Source organism: Saccharothrix ecbatanensis (genome assembly GCF_014205015.1).
GTDB classification, from domain to species: Bacteria; Actinomycetota; Actinomycetes; order Mycobacteriales; family Pseudonocardiaceae; genus Actinosynnema; species Actinosynnema ecbatanense.
This window is the reverse complement of record NZ_JACHMO010000001.1, coordinates 2945282-2957327: the sequence shown is the minus strand read 5'-3', so window position 1 is coordinate 2957327 and position 12046 is coordinate 2945282. Positions and strand designations below refer to the sequence as shown.

10 protein-coding genes are annotated in these 12046 nt (G+C 69.9%); 6 read left to right on the top strand and 4 right to left on the bottom strand.

Annotation, left to right across the window (positions count from 1 at the left end):
* Window positions 1–123 precede the first annotated feature (123 nt).
* Window positions 124–1482, top strand: a complete 1359-nt coding sequence (locus F4560_RS12710) for a YncE family protein (RefSeq protein WP_446692408.1) — start codon at window positions 124–126, stop codon at window positions 1480–1482.
* A gap of 1 nt (window position 1483) precedes the next feature.
* Here F4560_RS12710 and F4560_RS12705 read toward each other — a convergent pair whose 3' ends face one another.
* Window positions 1484–2035, bottom strand: a complete 552-nt coding sequence (locus F4560_RS12705; protein WP_184919747.1) for a TetR/AcrR family transcriptional regulator — start codon at window positions 2033–2035, stop codon at window positions 1484–1486.
* 85 nt (window positions 2036–2120) lie between these two features.
* Here F4560_RS12705 and F4560_RS12700 point away from each other — a divergent pair, with 85 nt between their 5' ends.
* Window positions 2121–2579, top strand: coding sequence for a DoxX family protein (locus F4560_RS12700; protein WP_184919745.1), 459 nt, complete (start codon window positions 2121–2123; stop codon window positions 2577–2579).
* Window positions 2580–2602: 23 nt separating this feature from the next.
* On the opposite strand, the gene F4560_RS12695 is transcribed toward F4560_RS12700, so the two are convergent.
* Together F4560_RS12695 and F4560_RS12690 are read right to left on the bottom strand one after the other, a co-directional pair.
* Entirely contained in the window at window positions 2603–3991 is a 1389-nt protein-coding gene (locus tag F4560_RS12695; protein WP_184919743.1) for a GntP family permease, read from the bottom strand.
* A 36-nt stretch (window positions 3992–4027) separates the two neighbouring features.
* Window positions 4028–4576 (bottom strand): gluconokinase, encoded by a 549-nt coding sequence (locus tag F4560_RS12690; RefSeq protein ID WP_184919741.1) that lies wholly within the window; start codon window positions 4574–4576, stop codon window positions 4028–4030.
* Window positions 4577–4686: 110 nt separating this feature from the next.
* Between F4560_RS12690 and F4560_RS12685 the strand changes: the two genes are divergently transcribed.
* From F4560_RS12685 to F4560_RS12670, 4 genes are all read left to right on the top strand, one after another.
* On the top strand, window positions 4687–5421 hold the full coding sequence (locus tag F4560_RS12685) for a FadR/GntR family transcriptional regulator (protein ID WP_184919739.1): 735 nt from the start codon (window positions 4687–4689) through the stop codon (window positions 5419–5421).
* 91 nt (window positions 5422–5512) lie between these two features.
* Window positions 5513–6976 (top strand): class I adenylate-forming enzyme family protein, encoded by a 1464-nt coding sequence (locus tag F4560_RS12680; protein ID WP_184919737.1) that lies wholly within the window; start codon window positions 5513–5515, stop codon window positions 6974–6976.
* Window positions 6977–7221: 245 nt separating this feature from the next.
* The gene (locus F4560_RS44375; protein ID WP_184919735.1) at window positions 7222–8820 is read left to right on the top strand and encodes a pectate lyase family protein; all 1599 of its coding nucleotides are present in this window, start codon (window positions 7222–7224) and stop codon (window positions 8818–8820) included.
* Between the two features lie 114 nt (window positions 8821–8934).
* Complete coding sequence (locus F4560_RS12670; protein WP_184919733.1) at window positions 8935–10389, top strand: flavin-containing monooxygenase; 1455 nt, start codon at window positions 8935–8937, stop codon at window positions 10387–10389.
* Here F4560_RS12670 and F4560_RS12665 read toward each other — a convergent pair.
* Window positions 10386–12026, bottom strand: a complete 1641-nt coding sequence (locus tag F4560_RS12665; RefSeq protein ID WP_184919731.1) for an alpha-amylase family protein — start codon at window positions 12024–12026, stop codon at window positions 10386–10388. The genes F4560_RS12670 and F4560_RS12665 overlap by 4 nt on opposite strands.
* Window positions 12027–12046 lie beyond the last annotated feature (20 nt).

Below are 12046 nucleotides of genomic sequence, written 5' to 3'. Positions count from 1 at the left end.
TCGCCCAGTCCAGTGATGGTGATCTCAACCGGACACCGCTGACCCGCAGAGCGGCCCTACCGCAGACGTGCGACGACTGGTATGCCTGGCTACTGACTGGTAACTCCGGCGTGGGGAGTTCTCGTGAGCAAGGAATCCATGTCGAAAGGGCGGAAGCACGGTGGCCGCACACGTCTGCTCGGCGTGATCGCAGCCGCCGCCCTGGCCGCCACCACACCCGCCATCGCCGCACAGGCAACCGCCGCACAGGCAACAGCCGCGCCTGCCATCGCCGAACCGGCAACCGCCGCACACGCAACCGCCGCACCTGCCGTCGCCCAGCCCTCAAACGCCGCCCTCCGCCAGGTCATGTTCGTCGGCAACAACTGGGACGGCACCGCCGACGTGATCGCCGCCAGCGGCGACTTCGCCCGCATCGGCCGGGTGAACGTCATCCCGGACCGGGAGGAGCGGCTGTGGGAGATCTACCTCAACCCGGTCAAACTGGCCTACTTCCTCGGCATCCGGTCCGGTCCCGGCGAGGGCCACGACCAGTTCGTGGACGACATGTTCACCACGCCGGACGGCACCGCCGTCGTCGCGTCCCGCCCCAGCTTCGCCGACGTGGTCTCGATCGACCTGGCCACCGGCCGCATCAGGTGGCGGTTCCCGGTCTCCGGCTTCCGCTCCGACCACATGGCCGTCTCACCGGACGGCCGCCGGATCGCGGTGTCCGCCTCGACGTCCAACACGGTGCATGTGCTCGACATCGCGACCGGCCGCCAACTCGGCTCGTTCGCCACCGGTGACAAGCCGCACGAGAACGTGTTCACCGACGGCGGCCGGCACCTGTGGAACATGTCCATCGGCGAGGTGAACACCGCGCTGGATGACCCGGTGTTCGACTTCACCAAGGGCGACCGCCGCATCACCGTCGTCGACGCCGGCACGTTCCGGCAGCTGAAGGTGATCGACATGAGGCAGCGCCTGGACGCGTTCGGCCGGCCCGACCTGTCCGACGCCCTGCGGCCGGTGGCGTTCACCCCCGACGAGTCCAAGCTGTACTTCCAGGTGTCGTTCCACCACGGCTTCCTGGAGTACGACGTGGCCGCCGACCGCATCACCCGCCACAAGGAACTGCCGAAGAACCCGGCCACCAGCGAGGACCGCACCACCTGGGTCAACGACTCTCGCCACCACGGCATGGCGATGAGCCCGGCCGGCGACAAGCTGTGCGTCGCCGGGACGATGGACGACTACGCCGTGGTCGTGGACCGGGCGACCTTGCGTGAAGGCCCGCTCGTGCCCGCCGCCAAGCCCTACTGGGCGACGGTCAGCGGTGACGGGCGCAGTTGCGTGATCTCGGAGAGCGGCGCGGACCAGGTCACCGCGATCGACTTCGCCACCGGTCGCAAGATCGTCTCGGTGCCGGTCGGCGACCACCCGCAGCGGGTGCGCGTCGGCCACGTCCCCACCGGCTGGACCGGCCCCGCGACCGGCTGACCTACTTCGCGAAGAGCATTCCGGCGACGGCCCGCGCGGTGCTTTCCGGGTCGTCGCCGGGATCGGAGAGCGCGCCGGTGATCCACAGCGTGGCGAAGCCGTGCACCAGGGACCACGCGGCCAGCTTCGCGATCTCGGGGTCGCGGTCACCGGGCACCTCGCCTGCCCCGCTTACCAGCACGGCCCGCGCACGCTCCTGCGCGGTTGCCACCGACTCGTCGTCCTCGTGGTAGAGGTCCGGGCGGAACATCACCTCGAAGTGCGCCCGGTGCTCGATGGCGAAGCGCACGTACGAGACGCCGATCTCGACGAAGTCACCGCCGTTGTCGCGGGTCTCGACGAGCGCGTCGGCGAGCAGTTCGAAACCCTCGGCGGCCACGGCGGTGAGCAGGCCGGCCTTGTCCTTGAAGTGGTGCACCGGACCGGCGTGCGAGACACCGACCCGGCGGGCCAGGTCGCGCAGGCTGATCGCGGCGGGTCCGTTCTCGGTGATCGCGGTGACGGCGGCGGCCAGCACGGCCCGTCGGAGGTCGCCGTGGTGGTAGGGGCTCATGGGGTCAGCCTATCTAGTCGTTGACAAGATGGGGGTCGCAGGTGCATCTTGTCGGTGACAAGTTTCGTTCCTGGGGAGGCTCCCGATGGCTCCGTTCGTCGTTCTGATCGTCGTTTCAGCGGCTCTGCTGCTGTTCCGCAGGCACTGGGTGATCGCCCTGCGGGGCGGCCTGGCCGCGATGTTCACCCTCACCGCCGGCGCGCACTTCATCGGCATGCGGGAGGAGTTGATCGCGATGGTCCCGCCCGTGCTGCCGGAGCCGGGGCTGCTCGTCACCGTGACCGGCGTGCTGGAGTTCGCGGGTGTGGTGGGCCTGCTGTGGTGGCGGACCGCGCCGTGGGCTGCGGCGGGACTGAGCGCGATGCTCGTCGGCATGTTCCCGGCCAACGTCTACGCGGCACAGCAGGGAATCTCACCGTCGCTGGACGACCAGCTCCTGCCGCGCACCCTGCTCCAGATCGTGTTCCTGGCCGCCACGCTCGCGGTCGTCGCGCATTACGTGCGGGCGCGCCGAAAGGATCGCGTCCCGACGCCCGTCGCCTGACGGACGTCGGGCGCGAAAGCGGGTCAGCCGGCCAGGAACAGGATCCCGGCGAGCCCGAAGCCGACCAGGCTGATCGTGGTCTCCATGACGGTCCACGTCTTCAGCGTCGTTCGGACGTCCATCCCCATCAGTCGGCCGACCAGCCAGAAGCCGGAGTCGTTGACGTGGCTGGCGATCACCGAACCGGCCGCCAGTGCGAGCACGATCGCGACCAGTTCGAGCGCGCTGAACCCACCGGCCAGCACGACCGGCTGCACCAGGCCCGCCGCCGTCGTGAGCGCGACCGTGGCCGAGCCTTGGGCGACGCGCAACGCGGCGGCGATCACGAAGCCGGCCACGAACACGGGCATACCGAGGTCGCTCAACCCGTCGGACAGGGCGTCACCGATACCGCCGGCCCGGAGCACGGCGCCGAACATGCCGCCCGCGCCGGTGATGAGGATGACCGCGCACACCGGACCGAGCGCCGAGTCGACCAGCTTCTCGACGGTGTCCTTGCCCTTGCCGCGTCGGATGCCGAGGACGAACGAGGCCACGAGCACGGTCACCAGCAGGGCGACCGGCGTCGAACCGAGCGCACGCGCCACCGCGTACCAGGAGGCGTCACCGTCGACCAGGCCCGCGGCGCGTGCGGCGTCCAGACCGGTGTTCGTGAAGATCATGACAAGCGGGAGCAGCAGGAGCGCGACGACGGTCGCCGGACGCGGCGGGTTCTCGTCGTGCTCGGCCTGCGGGCCGCCACTGAGGATGGTCGGCACCGGCAGCACCAGCCGCTCGCCCACCCACAGCCCGTACAGGTAGCTGGTCACGTACCAGGTGGGGATCGCCAGCAGCAGGCCGAACGCGATGACCAGGCCGACGTCGGCGCCCAGCAGTTCGGTCGCGGCGACCGGGCCGGGGTGCGGCGGGACGAACACGTGCATCACGGAGAACGCGCCCGCAGCGGGCAGGCCGTAGCGCAGCACGCCGCCGCCGAGTCGTCGCGCCACCGCGAACACGATCGGCAGCATCACCACGAGGCCCGCGTCGAAGAAGATGGGGAAGCCGAAGACCAGCGAGCTGACGCCGAGCGCCAGCGGCGCCCGGTGCTCGCCGAACCGGGAGATCAACGCGTCGGTCAGCGACTGGGCGCCACCCGTCACCTCGACCAGTCGGCCGAGGATCGCGCCGAGACCGACCAGCAGCGCGACACCGCCGAGCGTGGTGCCGAACCCGCCGGTCAGGGTGGGGATCACCGCGGCCGCCGGGATGCCCGCGGCGAACGCGGTGAGCAGGCTGACCACGACCAGCGCCAGGAACGCGTGCACCCGCAGGTACATGATCAGGACCAGCAGGAGGGCGATCGCGCCCGCCGCGATGCCCAGCAGCGCGCCCGCGCCGAGTGTCGGGACCCAGTTTTCAATGGTGTTCATCGGCAGCTCCGTTGCTCCGGGATTTCCCTTGTGGGGTCAGTGGTCGGCCGGGGTCGCGGCCACGAGGTCGAGCCGGGTGACGGCGTCCTCGACGATCAGTTCCGGGGTCTCGTGCACGTCCACGGTCGCGCCGTCCTCATCGGACTGGAGCGGCTGGAGGACGTCGAACTGGGACTGGAGCAGCGACGGCGGCATGAAGTGGCCGGACCGCAGCGCCATCCGCCCGCCGATCACGTCGCCCCCGCCGTCCAGGAAGAGGAAGCGGACCCGCGCGTCGGCTTCGCGGAGCACGTCCCGGTACGACCGCTTCAACGCCGAGCACGTCACGACCGTGCTGTCGCCCGCCGCCGCCCGTCCGGTGATCCAGTCGCGGATCGCGGCCAACCAGGGCGCGCGGTCGTCGTCGGTGAGCGGGGTGCCGGCGGACATCTTGGCGATGTTCGCGGCGGGGTGGAACTCGTCTGCCTCGGCCATCGGCCAGCCGAGCCGGTCCGCCAACAGCCGGGCCACCGTGCTCTTGCCCGACCCGGACACCCCCATCACGACCACGGAGGTCGGCACGGGGGGTTTGGCGCTCGTGGTCATGGGTTACCCCTCGGCTCCGGCGACGAAGATCGGCAAAAGTAGTACCTTTGGCGGCGAAAGGTATCACCTTTCAACGGGCTGAGGAAGGCCGCGCGGGCTACGCTTCGGCGGTGCCGGTACAACGTCAAGCAGGCGGGCCGGGCGATGCCCTGCACGCCTCCGTGCTCGACACCATCGGGTCGCGGATCACCAGTGGGGACCTCGAAGAAGGCCAGGTCCTGACCCTGGACGGCATCCAGGAGCAGTTCGGGGTCTCGCGAACGGTGGCCCGCGAGACGATGCGGGTGCTGGAGTCGATGGGCCTGGTGACGTCCCGGCGCAGGGTCGGCATCACCGTGCGGCCGAGGTCGGCGTGGCAGGTCTACGACCCGCGGCTCATCTGGTGGCAGCTGGCCGGCCCGAACCGCGACACCCAGCTGCGCTCGCTCACCGAGCTGCGGATCGCGGTCGAACCGGTGGCGGCGGCGCGGGCGGCGTGGAACGCGTCGGCGAAGGAACGCGACCGCCTGCTCGACCTCGCCGCCCGGATGCGCCGCGAGGGTGAGGCGGGCCGGCTGGAGTCGTTCCTCGAACTCGACATCGAGTTCCACACGCTGCTCCTGGAATCGGGCGGGAACGAGATGTTCGCCGCCCTCAAGGACGTGGTGGCCGTGGTCCTGCGCGGGCGGACGTCCCTCGGGCTGATGCCGGAGAAGCCCGTGCCCACCGCGCTGGACTTGCACGAGGAGGTCGCCAGGGCGGTCGCGTCCCGCCGTCCCGAGGCGGCCGAGCACGCCATGCGCGCGTTGCTGTCGGAGGTCCGCGGCGCGGTGGTTCCGGTCGACGGGCCGCCGGTCGCGCGGTGACCGTGTTTCCGGGTCGGGTGGAATTTCGAACGATCCGACCGTTGTCGGCGTAAAGCACCGGAGACGTGGCGGCCCGACGAACGGACACGACATGGCGGAACTGTTCCCGCACGCGATTTTCGACCTGCTGGCGTCCGCGCCGGACACCCCGGCGTTCGAGCACGGCACGCGCGTGGTCAGCCGCGGTGAGCTGCTGGAGATGATCGCCGCCGCGGTCGACCGGATGAGGTCCGCCGGACTCGGGCCGGGTGACGGCCTCGCGCTGGCCACGGGGGTCACGCCGGAAGCGTTCGCCGGGTACGTCGCGGGGTGGTCGCTGGGCTGCCGTGTCGTCGGGATCGCGCCGCAGCAGAGCGCCAAGCAGGTGACGCACGTGGCGAGCGGCGTTGACGTGCTGGTGGTCGACGACACCGCGCCGGCCGCCCTGCTGTCCCTCGTGCCGCGCGTGCTGCACGTGAAGGACTTCGTCGGCGGCAAGGCCGATCTTGTCGTGCGGGCACGGCCGGACGACATCGCCTGGGTCGTGCACACCAGCGGCAGCACCGGGACACCGAAGGGGGTCCAGCACTCGTACGCCGGTTTGGCGCGGTGGTGGTCCTGGCACCCGGCCGGCTGGGACGACCGGGCGCGCGCGCTCGCCACGCGCTACGGCCGGCTCGTCATCTTCGGCACGCTGGCAAGCCTGGTCGTCCAGGAACACCTCGGGTACTGCCTCGCGTCCGGCGGCACGGCCGTGATCCCCGAAGGGACGCCCCAGTTCCCCGACGTCCTGGCGGACTTACGGATCACGGCCACGCTGCTCACCGTCCCGCGCCTGCACCACGTGCTCGACGTGCTGAAGGAACGGCAAGTCGACCTGAGCGCGCTGAAGGCGGTGCTGGTGGCCGGTTCCGCGCTCGCGCCGCACCGCATGGCAGAAGCGGTCGACGTACTTGGCGACGTCGCGCACTCGGGCTACGGGCAGACCGAAACGGGCATGCTCACCCTGCTGACCGCCCAAGACGTCCGCGACCGGCCGGAAGCGCTCGCCTCGGTCGGCAAGGTGTGGAGCGGTGTCGAGCTGGAGGTCCGCGACGAGGCGGGACGGGCGCTGCCGGCCGGTGAGTCGGGGGAGATCTGGTCGCGGACCAGCATGACGTTCGTCGGCTACCGCGACGACCCGGAGGAGTCCGCCGACGTCCGGCAGGACGGGTGGGTGCGCAGCCGCGACATCGGCCACTTCGACGAGCACGGCTACCTGTACCTGACCGGGCGGGCCCGGGACGTGGTGATCGTCAACGCGATCCTGCACCACGCCGGTCCGATCGAACGCGTGCTCGCCGCCGACCCCGACGTCGACCAGGCGTACGTGCTGGCCGTGCCGGACGAGCGGACCGGTGAAGCCGTGCACGCGTTCGTCGTCGCGGTCGCTGGCCGCACCCCGGACCCGGACCGGCTGCGGACGGCGGTCGCGGACGAACTCGGCACGGGCGCCACCCCAGCCGAGATCCGGTTCATCGACGCCGTCCCGGTCGGTCCCGGCGGTAAGCCCGACAAGCGGGCGTTGCTCCGTTAGTCGGCCTTTTCGGCGACATTTCGTGCCAAACGGCGTCGACGCGTCGGAGTGACCTGACGTTGACGTGCCGGAAACGAGCCATTACCTTTCAGGATAAGGTCATCGTCCGTTTCAGTCAGCGTGCCGCCAACCGCCGCCTCCGATTGTCGGCAGCCGCAGTAGTCGTGTTCACCTGCGTGAACGTATTCACGACCGTGAACACGCGAATCGGCCACCGACGCCCGATTCGCAATAGGAGGCTTGGCTTGAGCAAGCACGGAAGATTAGCGTCGCTCGTCGCGGCGGCGAGTGGATTCATCTTCGCGGTGGCTCTTCTGGTGGTGCCGACGGCGTCCGCCGCGACCCTGTTCGGCGACGATTTCGAGGACGGCAACTCGACCGGCTGGAGCTCCAGCGGCGGCAGCTGGTCCGTGGTCGCGGACGGCACGCGGGCCTGGCGCCAGTCCGGCACCAGCACCGACGCGAAGGCGTTGGCGGGCGCCGTCTGGACCGGCCAGACGGCGCAGGTCCGGGTCAAGCCGGCCGCGTTCAACGGGTCCGGCAGGCACGTCGCGGTGACCGCCCGCGTGCAGAACACGAGCAACTACTACTACCTGGGCCTGTCGAACTCGGGCTCGGTGGTGCTCGGCAAACGGGTCAGCGGTGGGCACACCACCCTGGCGTCCGCGCCGGCCACAGTCTCGGTCGGCACCTGGTACACGTTGCGGCTTGAGGTGTTCGGCAGCACGCTGCGCGGTTTCGTCGACGGCGCCGAAGTGGTGACGGCGACCGACGCCACGTTCGGCAGCGGGAAGATCGGCCTGGCGACCTACTACGCCGCCGCGGCGTTCGACGACGTGGTGGTGACCGACGTGCCCGGCACCGGCGGTCCGACCAGCACGACGAGCACTACGACGACCACCCTGCCGCCCGGGTCCTGCACCACCTCCGGCAGTCCCCAGGGATTCGCCTCCGTCAACGCGTGGGGCCAGAACGGCACCACCGGCGGCGCGGGAGGGCCCACGATCGAGGTCGACACGGCGGCGGAGTTCCTGTCCGCCATCGCCCAGATCGGGCCGCTGAACATCTGCGTGCGCGGCATGATCGCGCTGCCCGGCCCGATGCACAACGTCACGTCGGACAAGACGATCGTCGGCATCGGCTCCACCTCGGGCTTCACCGGTGGCGGGCTGAACATCGGCCTGCCGCCGTCCAACGTGACGTCGCCGCCGGCTGACGCGGTGCACAACGTCATCATCCGCAACCTGGTGTTCCGCAACTGGGCGGACGACGCGATCAACGTGCAGATGTTCTCCCACCACGTCTGGATCGACCACAACGACCTGTCCAACGGGTACGACGGCTTGATCGACATCAAGCGCGGGTCCAGCTACGTCACGGTGTCCTGGAACCACGCCCACCACCACAGCAAGAACATGCTGCTGGGCCATGACGACAGCAACGGCGCGCAGGACGTCGGACGGCTGAAGGTGACCTACCACCACAACTGGTTCGACGCGACCCCGCAGCGCAACCCGCGGGTCCGGTACGGCGAGCCGGTGCACGTGTACAACAACTACTACTTCTACAACACCGACGTCGGCGTGGCGTGCCAGGCGGACGCGGGCTGCCTGGTGGAGGGCAACTACTTCGAGAACGTCGAGGAGCCGGTGAGCAACAACTACGCCGGTCCGGGCGGACGTTGCGTCGCCCGGAACAACGTGCTGGTCGGCGAGTCCGGCCAGCCGGATTGCAGCGGCTCGGTGCAGGAGCCGCGGGACTACTACGCCTACACGCTGACCGACCCGAACACCGTCAAGTCCGTGGTGACGGCGGGAGCCGGCGTGGGCAAGATCGGCGGCTGACGACCACTGCGCGGCGTGGCCGGCCAAGTCGGCCACGCCGCCAACCCCACGAGGCGCCCTCGACCGGGATGATGGGTCTGCCGGACATGCCGATCACCGGGGGAGTGGCAGCCTATGAGAGCGTGCGTCGTCGGTGCGGGTCCCGGAGGGATCGTCACCGCCAAAGTGCTGCTGGAGAACGGTTTCGACGTCACGGTCTTCGACAAGTACGACGAGGTCGGCGGCATCTGGTCACCCGGCGGCTGCTACGACGGCCTGGCCAACCAGTCCGCGCTCCGCCTCTTCGAGTTCGCCGACCTGCCCAACCGCCTGCGGTTCGCCAGTGCCGTGGACAGCCGGCGGTACCTGGAGGACTACGCCGGGACCTTCGGTGTGCTGGAACGCCTCCGGCCGGGCACCGAGGTGATCTCCATCCGACCGGTGGACGGACCCGGACGGGTGGGCGCCTCCGGCTGGACGGTCGACTCCCGGCCCACCGGGGACGAGGCCGCAGAGGTGCGAAGCGAAACGTTCGACTACGTGGCCGTCGCCAGCGGCGCCCACCACTACGTCCGGCTGCCCGACCTGCCGGGGCGTGAGTCGTTCCCCGGGACCGTCCTGCACTCCAATGACGTGCGGGCCGGGACGTTCACCGGCCGGCGTGTGGTCGTCGTGGGCGGCGGCAAGTCGGCGTTGGACCTGGTCACCCGTGCCGCGCGAGAGGCGGCCTCGGCGACGCTCGTGCAGCGCAAGGTGAACTGGGTGATCCCCGAACGCCTCCTGCTCGGCCTGGTCGGCTACAAGTGGATCCTGATGACCCGGCTCGGCGAGTCGCTCCTGCCCCGATACCACGACCCGGCCTGCGTCCGCCCGGTCGACCGCCTCAACGACCGGGTCAAGCGCGCGCTCTGGTCGGCCATAACCCGCGACATGCTGATCTCCTCGGGCTGGTACCGGCTGCCGAAGCACCTGCGGCCCGCGCACGCCCTGCCCTTCCACCTCGCCCACGCCGGGGTCATGCCCCGCGGCTATGTGCGTGCCGTCCGCCGCGGCCTGATCGACGCCAAGGTCAGCGCGGTCGAGGCGTACACGGACGAAGGGCTGCGACTGGCGACCGGCGAGGAAGTCGCGGCGGACGTCATCGTGTTCGCCACCGGCCACCACAAGGACTTCCCGTTCCTGGACCCCGGCGTGCGGGTGCACGATTCCACCGGACGGCTGCGCCTCTACCGGGGCATCGTGCCGCCCGGCGTCGACCGGCTGGGTTTCGTCGGATTCCGGCAGGTCTTCAACAACATCATGGGCGTGGAACTCACCGCGCACTGGCTGGCACGTCACTTCAGGGCGGCACTGCGCAGCACCCCGGACGAGCAGCAGATGGAGCGGGCCGTCGACGCGAGGCTGGACTGGCAGGAGCAGGTGCTTCCAGGCTCCGGCGGCTACGACTTCGGGCCCTACGACATCCACTGCGCGGACGAACTCATGCACGACATGGGGTTCCCTTCGCACCGCACTGGCAACGTGTTGGCCGAGTACCTGCTCCCCGGCGGAGTCGCACACCGTTACCGAGGTCTGGCGAAAGGGCGCTAGTCCCACGGCGTGTGGTTGAGCCGCAGCCAGCGGTAGCCGTAGCCGGTGAGGTCGAGTGACAGGAGGTCCACGTCATCGTCGTCGTAGCCCATGTCGGACGCGAGGGTCAGCGGCCGGTGCCGTTCGCCGGGCAGGGGCGGGATGCTGACGTTGCACGGGTCGGGTGAGAGGTTGTGCGCGAACAGGATCGCGCCGTGCGGGCCGTGCGCGGTGTGGACCAGGACGTGCGGCACACCGGTGTCGATCACCTTGTGCTCGCCCACACCGATCTCCTCGCACTCCCTCCGGGTGTGCAGCATCCGCTCGAACCACGTCAGCAGGCTGTTCGGGTCACGCCGCTGGCTGAGCACGTTGACGTGCTTGTGCCCGCTCGGACCGTCGCTGATCACGGGCGCGATCAGCTGTTCCGACGCGGCACGGGAGAAGCCCGCGTTCGCCGTGTCGGTCCACTGCATCGGCGTGCGGATCGCCTCACGTTCACGCAGCGACAGGTCTTCCCCCATGCCGATCTCGTCGCCGTACCGGATCACCGGCGTGCCGGGCATGCTCAGTTGCAGGCTGTAGGCCAGTTCCAGCCGACGCCGGTCGCCGCCGAGCATGCACGCCAGGCGACGACGTATCCCGCGCCCGTACGCCTGCATCTCCGGCTCCGGCCCGAAAGCGGCGAAAACGTCCCGGCGCTCGTCGTCGGCAAGGCCGCTGAGGTCGACCTCGTCGTGGTTGCGCAGGAACGTCGCCCACTGCCCGTGGCCCGGCAGATCCGGCAGGTCGGCCAGAGCGGTGGCGATCGGACGGGCGTCCTGGCGGGCCAGCGCCAGCATCATGGACTGGTTGAGCCGGAACGCGAACACCATCATGGCGCGGCTCGCCCGACCGTCGGCCGCGCCGAAGTACTCGATCAACTCGTCCCGGTCGACGTTCGCCTCGGCCAGCAGCACGGCGTCCTGCCGTTGCCACGACACGGTTTCCCTGATGTCGTGCAGCAGTGCGTAGTCACGCCGTCGCCGAGAGCGCGACTCGATCAGCATGGGCGCGGCGTCGATCCGGAAACCGGCGACCCCCAACCGCAGCCAGAACGCCATGATCTTGTGCAGTTCGGCGCGCACGGCGGGATGATCGGTGTTCAGATCGGGTTGGAAGCGGTAGAACCGGTGCCGGTACCAGGCTTCGGCCTGCTCGTCCCAGGTCCAGATGCCCTTCTCCGCACCGGGGAACACCGGGCCGCCCCAGCGGTCGGCGGGTTCGTCGGTGGACCAGACGTACCAGTCCCGGTAGGGCGAATCGGGGTCGGCGCGGGCGGATCTGAACCACGGGTGCTGATCGCTGGTGTGGTTGAACACCAGGTCGATCACCACCCGCAGCCCGCGTTCGTCGGCCTCGGCGAGCAGTTCCGCGAAATCGCCCAGGCTGCCCAGACGCTGGTCCACGCCGTAGTAGTCGGTGATGTCGTAGCCGCCATCACGGCGTGGCGAGGGGTGGAACGGGCTGACCCAGATCGCGGTCACGCCGAGCCGGGACAGGTAGTCCAGTCTGCTGACCAGGCCAGGGATGTCACCGGTGCCGTCACCGTTGGAATCCTGGAACAGACACACGTCCAGCGAGTAGATCAGCCCGTTGCGGTACCAGCGTTCCACCATGGGGTGGCGGTTACCCGGTT

Coding starts and splice junctions, on each gene's coding strand:
- F4560_RS12700 (WP_184919745.1), top strand. CDS start 2,121: ATGGCTCCGTTCGTCGTTCTGATCGTCGTTTCAGCGGCTCTGCTGCTG.
- F4560_RS12695 (WP_184919743.1), bottom strand. CDS start 3,991: ATGAACACCATTGAAAACTGGGTCCCGACACTCGGCGCGGGCGCGCTG.
- F4560_RS12690 (WP_184919741.1), bottom strand. CDS start 4,576: ATGACCACGAGCGCCAAACCCCCCGTGCCGACCTCCGTGGTCGTGATG.
- F4560_RS12680 (WP_184919737.1), top strand. CDS start 5,513: ATGGCGGAACTGTTCCCGCACGCGATTTTCGACCTGCTGGCGTCCGCG.
- F4560_RS12665 (WP_184919731.1), bottom strand. CDS start 12,026: ATGGTGGAACGCTGGTACCGCAACGGGCTGATCTACTCGCTGGACGTG.
- F4560_RS12705 (WP_184919747.1), bottom strand. CDS start 2,035: ATGAGCCCCTACCACCACGGCGACCTCCGACGGGCCGTGCTGGCCGCC.
- F4560_RS12670 (WP_184919733.1), top strand. CDS start 8,935: ATGAGAGCGTGCGTCGTCGGTGCGGGTCCCGGAGGGATCGTCACCGCC.